This is a genomic window from Herbaspirillum lusitanum, assembly GCF_046025995.1.
Lineage (GTDB): Bacteria > Pseudomonadota > Gammaproteobacteria > Burkholderiales > Burkholderiaceae_D > Herbaspirillum > Herbaspirillum lusitanum_A.
Window position 1 is genome coordinate 362,569 of sequence record NZ_JAQQFM010000002.1, and the last position, 15,518, is coordinate 378,086.

Annotated in this window: 14 protein-coding genes and 1 tRNA gene; 10 read left to right on the forward strand and 5 right to left on the reverse strand. The window is 60.1% G+C overall.

What is annotated here, in order from left to right:
- Window positions 1–8: 8 nt before the first annotated feature.
- Window positions 9–350, reverse strand: a complete 342-nt coding sequence (gene fdxA, locus PQR62_RS04585; RefSeq protein ID WP_408155268.1) for a ferredoxin FdxA — start codon at window positions 348–350, stop codon at window positions 9–11.
- 347 nt (window positions 351–697) lie between these two features.
- On the opposite strand from fdxA, the gene PQR62_RS04590 reads away from it, so the two are divergent.
- On the forward strand, window positions 698–1,990 hold the full coding sequence (locus PQR62_RS04590; protein WP_408155270.1) for a replication-associated recombination protein A: 1,293 nt from the start codon (window positions 698–700) through the stop codon (window positions 1,988–1,990).
- A 22-nt stretch (window positions 1,991–2,012) separates the two neighbouring features.
- On the opposite strand, the gene PQR62_RS04595 is transcribed toward PQR62_RS04590, so the two are convergent.
- The gene (locus PQR62_RS04595; RefSeq protein WP_408155272.1) at window positions 2,013–2,660 is read right to left on the reverse strand and encodes an anaphase-promoting protein; all 648 of its coding nucleotides are present in this window, start codon (window positions 2,658–2,660) and stop codon (window positions 2,013–2,015) included.
- A gap of 183 nt (window positions 2,661–2,843) precedes the next feature.
- On the opposite strand from PQR62_RS04595, the gene serS reads away from it, so the two are divergent.
- The gene (gene serS, locus PQR62_RS04600) at window positions 2,844–4,148 is read left to right on the forward strand and encodes a serine--tRNA ligase (RefSeq protein ID WP_408155273.1); all 1,305 of its coding nucleotides are present in this window, start codon (window positions 2,844–2,846) and stop codon (window positions 4,146–4,148) included.
- A 147-nt stretch (window positions 4,149–4,295) separates the two neighbouring features.
- Here the strand turns inward: serS and PQR62_RS04605 are convergent, their stop codons facing one another.
- The gene (locus PQR62_RS04605; protein WP_408155275.1) at window positions 4,296–6,182 is read right to left on the reverse strand and encodes a GGDEF domain-containing protein; all 1,887 of its coding nucleotides are present in this window, start codon (window positions 6,180–6,182) and stop codon (window positions 4,296–4,298) included.
- A 271-nt stretch (window positions 6,183–6,453) separates the two neighbouring features.
- Between PQR62_RS04605 and PQR62_RS04610 the strand changes: the two genes are divergently transcribed.
- From PQR62_RS04610 to PQR62_RS04635, 6 genes are all read left to right on the forward strand, one after another.
- Window positions 6,454–6,543, forward strand: a tRNA-Ser gene (locus tag PQR62_RS04610).
- A 346-nt stretch (window positions 6,544–6,889) separates the two neighbouring features.
- A complete protein-coding gene (locus PQR62_RS04615) occupies window positions 6,890–7,576 on the forward strand; it encodes a hypothetical protein (RefSeq protein WP_408155277.1) in 687 nt (228 codons plus the stop codon).
- Window positions 7,527–8,252 carry a GGDEF domain-containing protein gene (locus PQR62_RS04620; protein ID WP_408155279.1) on the forward strand — a complete coding sequence of 242 codons (726 nt, stop codon included), beginning with the start codon at window positions 7,527–7,529 and terminating at the stop codon, window positions 8,250–8,252. The genes PQR62_RS04615 and PQR62_RS04620 overlap by 50 nt, the downstream gene beginning before the upstream one ends.
- 275 nt (window positions 8,253–8,527) lie before the next feature.
- The gene (locus PQR62_RS04625) at window positions 8,528–9,418 is read left to right on the forward strand and encodes a phytanoyl-CoA dioxygenase family protein (RefSeq protein WP_408155281.1); all 891 of its coding nucleotides are present in this window, start codon (window positions 8,528–8,530) and stop codon (window positions 9,416–9,418) included.
- A gap of 81 nt (window positions 9,419–9,499) precedes the next feature.
- Window positions 9,500–10,375, forward strand: a complete 876-nt coding sequence (locus PQR62_RS04630) for a sugar phosphate isomerase/epimerase family protein (protein WP_408155283.1) — start codon at window positions 9,500–9,502, stop codon at window positions 10,373–10,375.
- A 209-nt stretch (window positions 10,376–10,584) separates the two neighbouring features.
- Window positions 10,585–11,946 (forward strand): MFS transporter, encoded by a 1,362-nt coding sequence (locus PQR62_RS04635; RefSeq protein ID WP_408155285.1) that lies wholly within the window; start codon window positions 10,585–10,587, stop codon window positions 11,944–11,946.
- A 136-nt stretch (window positions 11,947–12,082) separates the two neighbouring features.
- Here PQR62_RS04635 and PQR62_RS04640 read toward each other — a convergent pair whose 3' ends face one another.
- Together PQR62_RS04640 and PQR62_RS04645 are read right to left on the reverse strand one after the other, a co-directional pair.
- Window positions 12,083–13,135 carry a LacI family DNA-binding transcriptional regulator gene (locus PQR62_RS04640; RefSeq protein WP_408155287.1) on the reverse strand — a complete coding sequence of 351 codons (1,053 nt, stop codon included), beginning with the start codon at window positions 13,133–13,135 and terminating at the stop codon, window positions 12,083–12,085.
- A gap of 45 nt (window positions 13,136–13,180) precedes the next feature.
- The gene (locus PQR62_RS04645) at window positions 13,181–13,612 is read right to left on the reverse strand and encodes a MarR family winged helix-turn-helix transcriptional regulator (protein WP_408155289.1); all 432 of its coding nucleotides are present in this window, start codon (window positions 13,610–13,612) and stop codon (window positions 13,181–13,183) included.
- A gap of 190 nt (window positions 13,613–13,802) precedes the next feature.
- Between PQR62_RS04645 and PQR62_RS04650 the strand changes: the two genes are divergently transcribed.
- Both PQR62_RS04650 and PQR62_RS04655 read left to right on the forward strand, forming a co-directional pair.
- Window positions 13,803–15,038: an HPP family protein gene (locus PQR62_RS04650; protein WP_408155291.1), complete on the forward strand. Its 1,236-nt coding sequence runs from the start codon at window positions 13,803–13,805 to the stop codon at window positions 15,036–15,038.
- Between the two features lie 222 nt (window positions 15,039–15,260).
- A complete protein-coding gene (locus PQR62_RS04655; protein ID WP_408155293.1) occupies window positions 15,261–15,413 on the forward strand; it encodes a hypothetical protein in 153 nt (50 codons plus the stop codon).
- Window positions 15,414–15,518: the final 105 nt, after the last annotated feature.

Below are 15,518 nucleotides of genomic sequence, written 5' to 3' on the forward strand. Positions count from 1 at the left end.
CCTGATCTTCAGGTCTGATCAGGCATCTTCAACAGCGGCAGTTTGTCGGTCGCGTCTTTCCACTGTGCATGATCGGGCATCGGGGCCTTGGCCTGGGTAATCGGTTTCCAGCCGGGATGTTTGGCCAGTTTGGCGTTCAGATCTTCAAAGTGCGCCAACGCGGCAGGCAGATCGGCAGCATTGTAGATGGCGCCGACCGGGCATTCCGGCACGCACATGGAGCAATCGATACAGCCGTCGGGATCAATGGCGAGGAAGTTCGGACCTTCAACAAAGCAGTCCATCGGGCAGACGCTGACGCAGTCGGTGTATTTGCACTGTATGCAGGAATCGGTAACGACAAAGGGCATGGCGGTGAAAGAATAAAGTGGCTCTGGCGATGGGCTGGAGCGGCGATGTGCCTGAGACCACGCAGCATGGCATGGCCGTCAGGGGCGGGCGCCATGGCGTGGCGCGAGTGCGGCATCAGGCTTGCAGAGCGGGGCGGATGCAACGGCGGGCATTGTACCTGCTGCGCAATTTGCGCGCTGCCGGGCCAGGACTCAGCCATCTGCGGGCGCTGACGGAGATCGGATGGCGGAGCGCGGCGAGCTTCTGCTGCCCGCTCACCCGGTCTGCGTTAGACTACCGGCTGCGTCGCCCTTGCTGCTTCATGTGAGCAGCCCTGTGTCTGCGGCAGCTTTATTTTTTGCGAAGCATGAATCTGATTCCTCTGGCCGAACGTCTTCGGCCGCATTCCTTCGATGATGTGATCGGCCAGCAGCATCTGCTGGGGCCGGGCAAGCCGCTGCGCGTGGCTTTCGAATCCGGCGAGCCGCACTCAATGATTCTGTGGGGCCCGCCGGGCGTCGGCAAGACCACGCTGGCGCGCATCATGGCGGACAGTTTCAACGCCGAATTCATCGCCTTGTCGGCGGTGCTCTCGGGCGTGAAGGACATCCGCGAGGCGGTCGAGCGGGCACAGCTGATCCGCGCCAATTCCGGCCGCCGCACCATCCTGTTCGTCGATGAGGTGCATCGTTTCAACAAGAGCCAGCAAGATGCTTTCTTGCCGCACGTTGAAAGCGGACTGTTCACCTTCATCGGCGCCACCACCGAAAATCCTTCGTTCGAAGTCAATGGCGCGCTGCTGTCGCGTGCAGCGGTCTACGTGCTGAAATCGCTGACCGAGGAAGATCTCGGCGCTCTGATTGATCGCGCCTGCCGCGAAGAACTGGATGGTCTGGAGTTTCAGCCGGAGGCCAAGGAAATGCTGATCGCCAGCGCCGACGGCGACGGCCGCAAGCTGCTCAACAATCTGGAAATCGTGTCGCGCGCGGCGCAGGCCAAACAGCAGGCGACGGTCACGGTGGAATTGCTGGCGGAATGTCTGGGCGATGCGCTGCGCCGTTTCGACAAGGGCGGCGATGCCTTCTACGATCAGATTTCAGCGCTGCATAAATCGGTGCGCGGTTCCAGTCCTGACGGCGCCTTGTATTGGCTGACGCGCATGCTGGACGGCGGCGTCGATCCGCGTTATCTGTCGCGCCGCATCGTGCGCATGGCCTGGGAAGATATCGGTCTGGCCGATCCGCGCGCCATGACGATTGCCAACGACGCGGCAGCCACTTACGAGCGGCTGGGCTCGCCGGAAGGCGAACTGGCGCTGGCGCAGGCGGTGATTTATCTGGCGATTGCCGCCAAGAGCAATGCCGGCTACATGGCCTACAACCAGGCGCGCGCGTTCATCAGCAAGGACAAGTCGCGGCCGGTGCCCGAGCATCTGCGCAACGCGCCCACCAAACTGATGAAGGAACTCGGCTACGGCAAGCTTTACCGTTATGCACATGATGAACCGGAGGCCTATGCCGCCGGCGAAACCTATCTGCCTGACGGGATTCGCGAACCGAACTGGTATCAGCCGACGCCACGCGGGCTGGAAGCCAAGATCGGCGCCAAGATGGATCACCTGCGCGAGCTGGATCGCGAGGCGCGCAGGAAAGAAAAGTAAAGCGGGGCGAACGTGACTGCGTTCAGCCGGCAGTCGGCGTTGCGGCATCCGCAGCACCGCGCGACCACACCGGGAAGCTGCCTTCCATCGCCGCCATGGCGGCGATCACTGTGGCATAAGTCTGATCATTGCCGTAGCCCGGCAGATGCAGCTTGAAGGCGTCCATCAGGCCATCCAGCCCTTCGGCGTCGTTCGGCACCAGCATGCCTTTGGGGCTTTGATCTTCACGCTTCCGGCCTATCAGCAGCCACTGCGGCATCGGCAGAAACTCATCGCTGATCGTGATGGTGATGTTGTCTATTTCATCCCAGCGGATGTGTTCGCGTTCTGTCTTGTTGAGCAGGGTACGGATGTTCTGTTCGTCGAATTCCACCCTCAGTTTTTTCGCCTGCATCGCCGCCTGACGTGCCGGCCGCAACTCGGGCAGATTGGCGGAGGCGCTTTTCCAGCTGCTGGTGCGCGGCTTTGAGGGGGCGATCCGGTTCTTGATTTGCTGGCCGAAAGCGAAGGCGGCGCCGAAACTGATACCGGCCAAGGCACCGTAGACGATGTTGCTGCCGTGCAAGGCGAAACGCATTGCCGCCCACACCGCCAGGCCGAGCGCGCAGGCCAGGCCGATGACGGAAATGAAGAGCGGGCGCGGCGGAGGAGTTTGTGGTTGGTCGTCCATGATGTCGGTCGGCAGGTTTGAGCGCGACGATGATAACGCAAGCTGCAGCGCTTGCGTCGCCGCCATCGGCAATCCTCGGGCAATCCTCGCCATGTCCGATTTTGCGGCGTAACGCCGGAATCGGCGCGGGCCTTGGTACAATCTCGGCTTATTCTTCTTTCCGAGATTCATTCCGCATTTTCCATGATCGACATTCAACTTCTCCGTAAAGACATCGACACCGTCGCTGCTCGCCTGGCCGGACGCAAATTTCAGCTCGACGTCGCTGCTTTCAATGCGCTGGAAGGCGAGCGCAAGCAGATCCAGACCCGCACCGAAGAACTGCAGAGCAAGCGCAACAGCCTGTCCAAGCAGATCGGCATGCTCAAGGGCAAGGGCGAAGATGCATCGGCGCTGATGGCGGAAGTCAATGGTATCGCTGACGAACTCAAGAGCTCGGCGGCGCGTCTGGAGGAAGTGCAGGCCGGCATGACCGCCTTCCTGCAAGTGGTGCCGAATTTGCCGCATGAATCGGTGCCGCAGGGCGCCGACGAAAGCGGCAACGTTGAACTGCGCAAGGTCGGCACGCCGCGCAGCTTCGATTTCGAGATCAAGGATCACGTCGACGTCGGTTCCGCGCTGGGTCTGGATTTCGATCTGGCGACCAAGCTGACCGGTTCGCGCTTCGCCGTGCTCAAAGGCGGCATCGCCCGTCTGCACCGCGCGCTGGCGCAGTTCATGCTCGACACCCACACCCTGGAACACGGTTACACCGAGTGCTATACGCCTTACATGGTCAACGCCGATTCGCTGCGCGGCACCGGCCAGTTGCCCAAGTTTGAAGAAGATCTGTTCGCGGCCAAGAAGGGCGGCCAGGAAGGCGAAACCAGCGACAGCACCGCGCTGTATCTGATCCCGACGGCTGAAGTGCCGCTGACCAATTTCGTGCGCGACGAGATCGTGGCCGGCGATACGCTGCCGCTGAAATTCACCGCCCATTCACCATGCTTCCGTTCGGAAGCCGGCTCCTACGGCCGCGACACGCGCGGCATGATTCGCCAGCACCAGTTCGACAAGGTGGAAATGGTGCAGATCGTGCATCCCGACAAGTCGTATGAAGCGCTGGAAGACATGCTGGGCCACGCGGAAACCATCCTCAAAAAGCTCGGGCTGCCTTACCGCGTGATCACGCTGTGCACCGGGGATATGGGCTTCGGCGCGGCCAAGACCTACGACATCGAAGTGTGGTTGCCGGCGCAAAATACCTATCGCGAGATTTCGTCGGTGTCGAACTGCGAAGCTTTCCAGGCACGCCGCATGCAGGCGCGTTTCCGTAATGCCCAGGGCAAGCCGGAGCTGCTGCACACCCTGAACGGTTCGGGCCTGGCAGTCGGCCGTACCCTGGTTGCGGTGCTGGAAAACTATCAGCAGGCTGATGGCAGCCTGGAAATTCCGGCGGTCTTGCAAACTTACATGGGCGGCATCCAGCGGCTGACGCCGGCGGCTTGATGCCTTGCAGAAGCCTGTCATCTGCTTGATGACCCGCCTCTGAAGCGGTCACAGACGGATATAAAAAGATGGACATGAAAAAACGGCTGACCGGAAATGGTCAGCCGTTTTTTTTCATCGAATCGATGCGACCCGGTCCTTCCTGATTTACATCGCCCACGAAAATGCGGCCGGAATTCGGCGCTCGATAAACAGGCTGTTGCCGACGATTTTCTTGGCCTGTTTCTTGGCCTTGGTCGCGGCCGAGGCGATCTGGTGCGGAGAGGAATATTGCGAAGGCTCGATGCGCACCGCACCCAGCGACAGGCTGACCAGAGGATGCAGCACCTTGTTGCCCTGGCGGTCATCGCTGAAGTAGCCGCCGCGTTCCAGATCCTCGTCGTAGTAAAAATGACGCGACTCGGCAGCGAAGGATTCCAGCAGAGTGCGGCAACGGCGTTCCCAGTCTTCACTCTGGAACATCACCAGAAAATCGTCGCCGCCGATATGCCCGATGAAGTCGTGCTGCGGGTCGCAATGTTGCTGCAGCAGGCGGCCTGTGATCTGGATCATGTCGTCGCCCTTGCGATAGCCGTAGACGTCGTTGAAGGGCTTGAAGTGATCCAGGTCGCAATAGCAGATGCAGAATTCCACCCCGCTTTGCAGTAGATATTCGATGTGATCGTTGATCGGCACATTGCCCGGCAACTGCGTCAGCGGATTGGCGTGGCGTGCAGCATCGATCTGCATCTGCGTGATTTCGCGCAGCAGATCGTGGCCGGTGCCGAGCCCGCGATACAGACCGCGGTCGGTGATGATAAAGCCGTTCGACAGGTGATGCGACTCGGCCTGCACCAGCAGATTGCTCAGCTCCTGCAGGCTGGTGTCCTGTTCGGTCAGGATGGGATTCGGGTCCATGAAAAAGGTGCAGGAGCGCTTGCCGTACAGCTCGCGGCCATACAGACGCGCAAAGCGTTCGACCATGCTGTAGCGATTGATCAGGCCGATCGGCAGGCCGTTGCTGACCACCGGCAAGGCCTGCAATTGGGGATCGTTGACGAACAGTTCGTAGACATGGTCGTTGGGCACTTCCGGCGAGACGTATTGGGTTTCGCGCAGCAGTTTCAACACCGTGGCGTTGCGCTTGGCCAGACCGTGTTTCTGTTCGGTGAGCGGTACCTTGTCGCGTCGCAGCGACTTGCTCAGATCCTCCGAAATAGAAGTCATCGGCTCCGCCATCGGCCGTGCGATGTGATAACCCTGGCCGCAGGCAATGCCGAGGTCGCGTATGGTCAGCAACTCGGCCTGCGATTCGATGCCTTCGGCGATCACGATGGAGCCGGATTTCTCTGCAATTTCCTGAATCGAGCGCACGAACTGCAGCTTCATCGGATCGTGATTGATGCCCTGGATGAAGTGCATGTCGATCTTGACGTATTCCGGCTGCAACTCCGACCACAGACGCAGACTGGAAAAACCTTCGCCCAGATCGTCGATGGCGATCTGGAAGCCCATCTCACGGTAATACATCACGGCATTGCGCAGCGAGACGTAATCGTAGGTCGGCTCGTTCTCGGTCAGCTCGATGATGATGCGCTGCGGATTGATGCCCAGCTTTTCCAGATAGCGCAAGGTCTCGCCGTGGATGGCCTTGGGCTGCATCAGGGCGCCGGGGCTGACATTGAGGAACAGATTGCCGGGCAGGCCGGACTGCGCAAAGCGCGCCATGACGATGTGGCGGCACAGATATTCCACCTGCACGCTCAGATTGTGGGCGCGCGCCACCTTGAACAGATTGAGCGGCGAATGCAGCGGAGTATTGGAGGGGCCGCGAATCAGGCCCTCGTAACCCAGAATGTCGCCGTTGCGCATGCGCACGATGGGCTGGAACAGGGCGGTCAGATTGCGCTGGGCGATGATTTCATGCAGCAAGGCCAGCATCTGGCCCTGATCGTCGTCGGGATTGGCGCCGCCCGGCAGCTGTGAAGCGGCACGCGCGATGATCTGAGCAGTTTCGCTGCTCGGTGAAAACGGATCGAAGGTAAAGGGGGGCATGGCCAGTCCCGGAGGATATTGTTCTGATGAACTAAGCCGGTGATGCTAGAGAGCATTTATGACAAGAAGATGATATGACAGTTTTGTTGCAGCATTTTCTGAGGCTCCAGGGAGGCTTTGTTGTAATGGCCGACGCTGCTTCTCAAATGGCGGGAATCAAAGCGGGGAAAATAATTATCAAATAAAAATGAAAAGGGCTGTTCCTTACTTAAAAACCTTCTGCTATACTTGCGTGCTTTGCTGCTCCAAGCAGTGAACGACCAAGTTAACCGGAGAGGTGGCAGAGTGGTCGAATGTACCTGACTCGAAATCAGGCGTACGGTTTCCCGTACCGTGGGTTCGAATCCCACCCTCTCCGCCAGTATTAAGGTTTCACGACCTGATCAAAATCCCGCCCAGTGCGGGATTTTTTTCGTTTACGTGGGCAATATTGTGTCCGGCATCATGCACGCCCGCCAATTACAACAACGCAGGATGTCGGGAGTAGCGCTCAATGCCTTCGCGCTGCCGAGGCGGGCGCTGGCAGCAGTGCTTGGCCTTAAGTATCTGTAAGGCGCGGGAATGCCACGCTGTTCATGAAAATAACTTCCGGCATCGGCAGTATTCTGTCATTGCCGGGCAGACGCTAAGCCGGATCCGGCACTTCGCTGTTTTCAACGTAATTGCACTCAACTGATTCGGTCGCCATTGCGGCGCCGGGATTGCCCATGTCACTGAATCGCCTGTTCCGGCTGATATCGATCGCTTTGCTGCTGCTGTTCATGACGCTCGCCGCTTCGCTGGTTGCGATCGAATGGGGCGCCTATCAGCGTGGAGCGCACAGCGTGCAGGCTCTGAGCAATTTCCGGCTGGCGCTGATCACGCTGGAAAAAGTCGCCAACGAGCGCGGCCCGGCGAATGCCTATATGGGTGTTGAAACAGCCGTCAATCAGGTCTGGCGCGATGAATTGCAGCGCACCCGCCACGATAGCGATCAGGCCATCAATCAGTTGATCAAGGCCTTGCAGGCGGACCCGGATCCACGCCATCCGGCCGTGATCGAAAAAGTCATGATCCTGCAGCGCACCCTGGGGCCGGCGCGCCTGGCCATCGACAGGATCGCGGGCCAGGATCGGGGGCAGCGCGATTCCGCGTATATCATTTCCGCCGTCGACGGCATGGTCGATGCGATTCCATTAATGGTGAGGGTGCTGGCCGACCTGGCCGAAATCGCCAATCAGGCCGACCCTGAGCTGCGCGACGGGCTTTCCAGCGTGCGCGTGGCGGCAAGCCTGCGCGAATATGCGGGCCAGCTGGGTTCGCTGTATACCGCGCCTATCGTGACGCGCCGTCCGCTTTTTCTTCATGTTGCTGATGCATCTGATCCGCAAGCGCGTGGTGCGGCCGCTGGTTGACGCCAAGAATCTGGTGGTCAGCCTGGCTGAAGGCAATCTGGATGCGAACATCCCGCGCAGCCGCCACGCCGACGAAGTGGGTGGCATGATGCGTGCCTTGCAGGTCTTGCGGGCGCGGATTATGGAGCGCAACAGCCTGGCGCGCGAGCGCGAAGAGCTGATTACCCAGCTGCAGGCCTCGTCCAATACCGATTTTCTGACCGGCGTCTGGAACCGCCGCGCCTTCTATACTCACGCACAGCAACAGATGGCGGTGGCGCAGCGTTACCAGCGCGATCTGGCAATTGTGATGTTCGATATCGACTGGTTCAAGCGCATCAACGATGAATATGGTCATCTGGCCGGCGACGAGATCTTGCGCGGCGTGGCGCAGACGGTGCAGCAGTTGCTGCGTAAGGTGGATGTGCTGGCGCGCTATGGCGGTGAGGAGTTCATCGTGCTGTTGCCGGAGTCGGATCTGCAGAATGGCATGGCCGTCGCCCAGAAATTGCGTGAAGCGCTGGAGCAGAAATCTTTCGTCGTCGATGGCGGCCAGGAGTTACGCGTCACCGCCAGCTTCGGCGTTGCAGCATCGGTCGGGCAGCAGGCGCTGGAGCAATTGATCAAACTGGCCGATGAGGCCTTATACACGGCCAAGGATCAAGGGCGCAACCGGGTAGAGATGGCGGTTGAGTGATGTTGAGGCCGGGGTGCGACGGTGTCGGAAAATGAGCCGGAGTAACGGTTTATGCCGCACAGCAGCAGACATTTATTTTTGTTGATGTCAGTACCGGCAAGGCTTTGCGAGGCGCGGATGTTTGAAAATGCAGTTGACGGCATTTTTTTTCGGCTCTACTATGTTCGCGCGAACATTGAATTTGCATGCGATCCAGGAAGCAGATGCCGCAGGCAGGGGGCAAGTGTTTAAGCCTCGAAGCCCGAACCGCTTGAATCATTCAAGGAGGAATAGAGATGCTGACGCAACAACAGAAGACGCAATATCAGGAGCAGGGCTGGCTGGTGGTGCCGGATCTGCTGAACGACATCATGCGGCAAAAGATGAAGGACGCGCTGGCGCAATGGGTGGAGCAGTCGCGCCAGATCAGCGATCATAATCAGCTGTTCGATCTGGAGCGCGGCCACAGCGCCGCCGATCCTCGCGTGCGCCGTATCAAGCAGCCGCACAAGCATGGCCCGGTATTCGAGGATTTCATCCGCTCGCAGCCGGTGCTGGATGTGTTGTCCGACCTGCTCGGCCCCGGTCTGCGGCTGCAATCGTCCAAGCTCAATCTCAAGTCGCCGCGCTTTGGTTCGCCGGTGGAGTGGCATCAGGACTGGGCCTTTTACCCGCATACCAATGACGACATTCTGGCCGTGGGCGTGATGCTGGACGACACCTCGCTGGAAAATGGCGCGATGCTGGTGGTGCCCGGTTCGCATCAGGGGCCGACTTACGACCACCACGCCGATGGCCGTTTCTGCGGCGCTCTCGATCCGCAAATGCCTGGGCTGAATCTGGATCAGGCCGTGCCGATTGTCGGCAAGGCAGGTTCTGTGTCTTTTCACCATGTGCGCGCAGTGCATGGCTCGGCGCAGAACCGCTCGACGATGTCGCGCAATTTCCTGCTGTATGAGGTGTGCGCGGCGGATGCCTTCCCGCTGATGGGCGTGGCCGATTTTGATGAATTCAACCAGCGCCTGCTGCGCGGTGCGCCGACCATCACGCCGCGCTTTCGCGACGTACCGGTACGCATGCCTTTGCCGCCGGCCTTGAATCAGGGGTCGATCTACGAGAATCAGGCTTCCAGCGGCAAGCGCTTCTTCGATCAGGTCGAGGTGCCGCAGCAGGCCGCCAGCACCTGATCCGGCGCGCAGGCAGCAAGCCGGCGAGCGCTTCGTAATGGCTCGCCGCTTTCAAACGATACCCTTGCAAAGGCGGAACCCATGCAAAGTTTTCGCGTGTATCAGTCGCTCTGGGCCATGGAGCGGCGCCGGCCGGACGGGCAGGAGTGGACGCTGGATCAGAAGCTGAGCATGATCCGCGAGGCCGGCTTCGACGGCGCCGGCGTGCGCTTCTTCGACTACGACTACGCCAGAACCGTGACCTCGTTTCTGCGCGAGCACGGCATGAGCTGGCAGGCGCAATGCTATCCGCGCAGCGTCGACGATCTCAAGCCCATCATCGAGCACGTGCAGGAACTGGGCGCCGATCACGTCAATCTGCAGGCCGATGTGCGGCCCTACACGCTCGATGAATGCATTCCTTATATCGAAGGCTGGCGGCGCCTGGCCGACGATGCCGGCATCGCGCTGCATATTGAAACGCATCGCGACCGCATGACCACCGATCTCCTTTTCACGCTGCATCTGCTGGATCGGTTTCCCGACCTGCGACTGACGGCCGACCTCTCGCATTACGTGGTCGGGCGTGAATTCGCCTGGCCAATCTCGGAAGAAAATCATGCGCTGATGCACAGGGTGATCGATCAGGCCTGGGGTTTTCACGGGCGTGTCGCCAGCCGCGAACAGATTCAGGTGCAACTGACGTTTCCGCAGCATCAGGAATGGCTCAGGCTGTTCATGGGCTGGTGGGAATACGGCTTCAGGAGCTGGCAGCGGCGCGCCGGCAGCGACGCCGTGCTGACGTTTCTGTGTGAACTCGGACCGCCCGAATACGCCATGACCGGCGCCGATGGTTATGAATTGTCCGACCGCTGGAGCGAGGCGCAACTGATGATGAAACTGGTGCGCGATTTGTGGCAGCAGTGTTCCTCGCCGGCGCTAGCCTCTGCACCCGAGCCGCAGCGTTTACGCGCCTGAGACAAAGGTCGTCATTAAAGCATCAGATACAAAAACATAAGAAACAAGCAGGCAGTATTCAACAACAAGGCAAGCCGGTAATACCCAGGGAGGAGTAGCACTTTCCACATCCGATATGCAGGCAAGACGACGTCCACGCCGGAGAAAAACATCCGGCCTATGCCTTGAACCGCATAGCAGAGACGCGTCACCCAACAGGAGACAAGCACATGAATACAATCGCAGACCGTCGCACGGTCAATCATTCCCATGGCATCGACCGTGGGCAAGAGCTGGAAGTCACCAGCGAGGAAGTCAGGCGCCGGCGCATGGCCTTGCGATCTTCGGTAGTCGGCACGGCGCTCGAATGGTATGACTTCTTCCTCTACGGCACGGCGGCGGCCATCGTCTTCAATGTGCTGTTCTTCACCAAGCTCGATCCGATGATAGGCACGCTGGCTGCTTTCGGTTCGTATGCTCTGGGCTTTGTGGTGCGACCGCTGGGCGGCTTTGTGTTCGGCCACATCGGCGATCGCGTCGGCCGCAAGAATGTGCTGGTGGTGACGCTGCTGATGATGGGGCTGAGCACCACCCTGATCGGCGTCCTGCCGACCTACGCCAGCATCGGCATCTGGGCGCCGATACTGCTGACCTTGCTGCGGCTGGTGCAGGGCTTCGCGGCCGGCGCCGAATTCGGCGGGGCAGTGACCATGTCGGCCGAATATGCACCGCCCGAAAAGCGCGGCTATTACGCCAGCTGGCCGGGTGTCGGTGTGGCGCTCGGGGTGGTCTTGTCGGCCGGCGCCTTCGCGCTGGTGCGGCAGTTGCCCGAGGCCGATTTCATGAGCTACGGCTGGCGCATTCCCTTCCTGCTGAGCAGCATCGGCCTGGCGGTCGGCATGTATATCCGCCTGTATGTGCATGAGTCACCGACCTTCGAGAAGATGAAGGCCAAGAAAGCGGTGGAGAAGGCGCCCATCAAGGCGGTTTGGCGCAATCATAAGCGCAGCATGCTGATCGCCATCGGCGCACGGTTTTCAGAAAACACGGCGGGCTATATCTTTCAGGTCTGGGCCTTGTCGTATCTGACTTCGCAGCTGAAGGTGAGCGCCAGTATCGGTTTGATAGCGGTGTTGACCGGTGCCGGTATCGGCGCGCTGCTCAATCCGTTTTGGGGGGCGTTGTCCGACCGCATCGGTCGGCGACCGGTATATATCCTCGGTATCCTCGTCATGATCCTGGGCGCCTTCCCATTTTTCTGGATGCTGGAGACGCGCGAAACGCCGATGATCATCGGTGCCTTTGTGTTCATGATTGTCTTCGGGCTGTATCCGATGTTCGCGGTGCAGGCGGCGTTCTTTGCCGAGCTGTTCCCGCCCAGCACACGCATGACCGGCATCTGTACCGCGCGTGAATTATCGTCGGTGATTACCGGCGGTATGGCGCCGGTGATCGCAACCGGTTTGCTGGCGATTTACGGCGGCAGTTATTACCCGATTGTGGGCTATCTGATGTTCATGGGCGGTGTGGCCTTGATTGCGCTGCTGATGGCGCCGGAGACGCGCGGGATTGTCTATGCGGAAGATGAGTGAAGCAGGCTCCAATCGATATGCGCAGGCCTTGCTGCCTGGTTACTTGGTCTGGGACTCGGCAAAATGCAAGCAGCGTGGCGGACCAGTTTTGACCTTGCTGGAAATGCGCGGGTATTCCTGTGCATTTCCGGTTTTTTTATGCGCTGGCACGGGGCACCACTGAAAAGCCGAGATCGCATACCGGATCGTCCACGCCTTCGCCGGCCAGGCGCGCCAGCAGCATCTGCGCGGCCGTCTGGCCGATCTGCAGGCTGCTGATCTGCACCGTGGTCAGCGCCGGGTGGACTTCGGGCGCGATATCCAGATTGGCGAAGCCGGCCAGCGCGATGCGCTGTGGGACCTGAATATGGCGGCGCTGGCATTCCAGCACGGCGCCGGCCGCAATCACGTCATTGCTGAAGAAGACGGCATCGACCTCGGCATGCTGTTCGAGAATCATAGTGATCGCTTCACGGCCGGCGCTGAGGAAAGAGCCGAAGGGCACCGTGAGATACAGCGGCGCTTCCAGAGCGTGCGCCAACAGCGCATCGCGCATGCCGGAGAAGCGCGACTGTCCGCGCGGATCTTCACCGCCGACGAAGGCCATCCTGCGATAGCCGCGTTGCTGCAGATAGTCGCCCATGGCGCGCCCGGCGCCGTGATTGGAAAAACCGGCCAGCATGTCGATAGGCTCGGGCGTCAGATCCCAGGTTTCGACCACCGGAATATTCGCGGTCTTGAGCCGTTGACGGGTACGCTCAGTATGTTGCACGCCGGTCAGCACGAGCCCATCGACGCGGCGGCCGATGAAGGCTTCTACCAGTGCGGTTTCGGCGTCTTCGGAATAATTGCTTTGCCCCAGCAGCAACTGGTAGCCCTGTGCGCTCAGTTGCTCCGACAGACCGCGTACGGTTTCGGCAAAGATAGAATGGCTGATGGTCGGCACGATCGCCGCGATGATGCGGGTGCGCTTCGAGGCCAGCCCGCCGGCCAGCAGATTGGGGATGTAACCCATGCTGGCGATAAAGCTTTGCACCTTGGCGCGGGTCTCGGGCGCTACCTTGTCCGGCGTGTTGATCACGCGCGAGACGGTGATGTGCGATACGCCGGCGGCGCGCGCCACGTCTTCCTTGGTGACGGCCGACTGAGCAGTCTTGCGCGTTGCGACAGGCGATGCGGGGGCAGAGTCGGACGTGGTTTTTCTTTTCATCGGAGGCAATCGGTTCGCAGGAAAAAGTGTGCCGCCAAGGAGATCTCAGTCGCGGTCGTTGAAGGCCGAGATATGCGAGACCTGGAACACGCCCGCCAGCGAATGCAATTCGTTGCGATGCATTTCCGCCAGACGCTGCAGATATTGCTCGCCCAGCTCGGTCACGCGCACCTGCACCTGGCGTTTATCCTTGTCGTCCGGCGTGCGCGTCACCAGGCCGGCCTTGACGCAACGTGTGACCAGCGCCACCACGCCGTGATGCTGCGCCTGCAGGCGTTCAGCCAGTTCGCTGATGCTGGCCCATTCGCGCCCGGGAAAACCCTTGATATGCAGCATCAGCAGATATTGCAGCGGCGTCAGTCCCTCGCTTTGCGCAGCGTCTTCGCTGAAGCGCAAAAAGCGGCGCAACTGATATCTGAATTCCGACAGCGCTTCAAAATCCTTTTTTTGCAGCAGGGAAGTGGGTATGTCTTTCATGGCAGGCAGGCATCTGCTGCGGCGGCAAAAATCCGGCGCATATGGTGATCAGAATGAAGCAGGGCAGGCTGAAACGCTGCTGGCCGCGACGACGTCGGCCGCGATTGCGGCAAAATATATCATCTTGTGATGTAATTGAGGGTGTATCCGCATCCCGGATGTCCCTGCCAATTCGATAATTGATAAAAACATGGGCGATTTTATCCTGTCATGCTTGAAAAGTTTCATCCCCGCAAAAAACACGGTCGACCGCTTCGAGCGCATGCGCGCTTGCGCCGGTGCGCTGTTCGGTATTTTGCTGACGGGTCTGATCAGCTACGCGATCCTGCCGCGCGGCGCCGGCATCTGGCTGATCGCACCGATGGGCGCCTCCGCCGTACTGTTGTTTGCGGTGCCTGCCAGCCCGCTGGCGCAGCCCTGGTCCATCATCGGCGGCAATCTGAGCGCGGCCTTGATCGGTGTCGCCTGCGCGCGCCTGGTTCATGAGCCGGCAGTGGCGGCGGCGCTGGCGATTGCCCTGGCGATCGGCGCCATGTTCGTGCTGCGCTGTTTGCATCCGCCCAGCGGCGCGGTCGCTTTGACGGCGGTGCTGGGCGGGCCGGCGGTGCATGACATGGGCTTCATGTTCGTGCTGTCGCCGGTGGCGCTGAATTCGTGTCTGTTGTTGCTGACCGCCTTGTTTTTCAACAATGCTTCGGGCCGCCGCTATCCGCATTCCCAGCAGGCGCCGCAGTTCGATCAGCGGCAGGCGCACCAGACAAAAGATGCCGCCCCGATCACCCGGCTGGGCTTTGCGCAGGAGGATCTGGATGCGGTGCTGAAGAGCTACAACCAGGTGCTGGACATCAGCCGCGACGATCTGGAGGAGTTGTTCATGCAGACCGAGATGCGTGCCTATCGCCGGCGTTTTGGGGAAACGCGCTGCGATGCGGTGATGTCGCGCGACATCGTGAGTGTGGAATTCGCGACCGGCCTGGACGAGGCCTGGGAGCTGCTGCAGCGACACAAATTGCGGGCCCTTCCGGTACTGGATCGCGGCCGGCATGTGATCGGCATCGTCACGCGCAATGATTTTCTGAAGCAAGCCGGGCTGAGCGAATACCGGCAATTGAACAAGCTGATCCTCGGCTTCCTGCGGCGCGTGCCGCTGATGCATTCAGAGAAGCCCGAAGTGGTCGGGCAGATCATGAGCAGGCCGGTGGTGACCGCCACAGCGGATGCGCCCGTGACCAGCCTGGTGCCTCTGATGGCCGACGGCTTGCATCAGGTGCCGATCCTCGACGAGGAGCGTCGCCTGGTGGGGATGGTGACGCAGTCGGACATGATTGCCGCGCTGTATGAGAAGAATCTGGCGCTCGGGGCCGAAGGTGCTGATGCTGCGGTGAATACGGCCGTCAAGCCGCCGCAGTTTGTGGCTGCCTCCTGAGTTGAAATCGCTTGCCGGCCCTGGTCATGCTGCTGTAACCCGGTCTGTTCAGGGCTGAATGGTGGTTTCCTTGACTTTGTCGCAGCCAGCATCGATTCTTGATATCTCAATCAGACTATGTCGCCCCTATGTGCATGACTTGTATGCGGGTGGCGTTCAATCTCAATCGCATTGCGGTCGCGTGCCGGTGTCGATGCGATCCATCCGAATGAGGAGATCCGCATGCGAGCGATGCCAGTTATTTTTCTGCTTCTCACTATATTCGCCACAGCTGCCTGCCAGCGCAAGGACGTCACGCCGCCCAAGCCGGTGACTTCTTCGCTGGATGCGACGCGGATTATGGTTGGCGTCGATATCGGAAGCCTGTTTGCCTGAGGTGCCTGTCTCGCGCTGTGAGGAAGGGCCGGAGTCAGCCAGGGTCGGGGGGAGGATGAGTTATCGCGTTTGTGAATATCAGCTATTGGAATAATAAAGCAGACG

Bases quoted from the DNA above. Each gene is read 5' to 3' on its own strand.
- PQR62_RS04620 (WP_408155279.1), top strand. From the start codon at position 7,527: ATGTTGCTGATGCATCTGATCCGCAAGCGCGTGGTGCGGCCGCTGGTT.
- PQR62_RS04625 (WP_408155281.1), top strand. From the start codon at position 8,528: ATGCTGACGCAACAACAGAAGACGCAATATCAGGAGCAGGGCTGGCTG.
- PQR62_RS04645 (WP_408155289.1), bottom strand. From the start codon at position 13,612: ATGAAAGACATACCCACTTCCCTGCTGCAAAAAAAGGATTTTGAAGCG.
- PQR62_RS04635 (WP_408155285.1), top strand. From the start codon at position 10,585: ATGAATACAATCGCAGACCGTCGCACGGTCAATCATTCCCATGGCATC.
- PQR62_RS04640 (WP_408155287.1), bottom strand. From the start codon at position 13,135: ATGAAAAGAAAAACCACGTCCGACTCTGCCCCCGCATCGCCTGTCGCA.
- PQR62_RS04590 (WP_408155270.1), top strand. From the start codon at position 698: ATGAATCTGATTCCTCTGGCCGAACGTCTTCGGCCGCATTCCTTCGAT.
- PQR62_RS04650 (WP_408155291.1), top strand. From the start codon at position 13,803: ATGGGCGATTTTATCCTGTCATGCTTGAAAAGTTTCATCCCCGCAAAA.
- PQR62_RS04615 (WP_408155277.1), top strand. From the start codon at position 6,890: ATGTCACTGAATCGCCTGTTCCGGCTGATATCGATCGCTTTGCTGCTG.
- fdxA (WP_408155268.1), bottom strand. From the start codon at position 350: ATGCCCTTTGTCGTTACCGATTCCTGCATACAGTGCAAATACACCGAC.
- PQR62_RS04595 (WP_408155272.1), bottom strand. From the start codon at position 2,660: ATGGACGACCAACCACAAACTCCTCCGCCGCGCCCGCTCTTCATTTCC.
- PQR62_RS04605 (WP_408155275.1), bottom strand. From the start codon at position 6,182: ATGCCCCCCTTTACCTTCGATCCGTTTTCACCGAGCAGCGAAACTGCT.
- PQR62_RS04630 (WP_408155283.1), top strand. From the start codon at position 9,500: ATGCAAAGTTTTCGCGTGTATCAGTCGCTCTGGGCCATGGAGCGGCGC.
- PQR62_RS04655 (WP_408155293.1), top strand. From the start codon at position 15,261: ATGCGAGCGATGCCAGTTATTTTTCTGCTTCTCACTATATTCGCCACA.
- serS (WP_408155273.1), top strand. From the start codon at position 2,844: ATGATCGACATTCAACTTCTCCGTAAAGACATCGACACCGTCGCTGCT.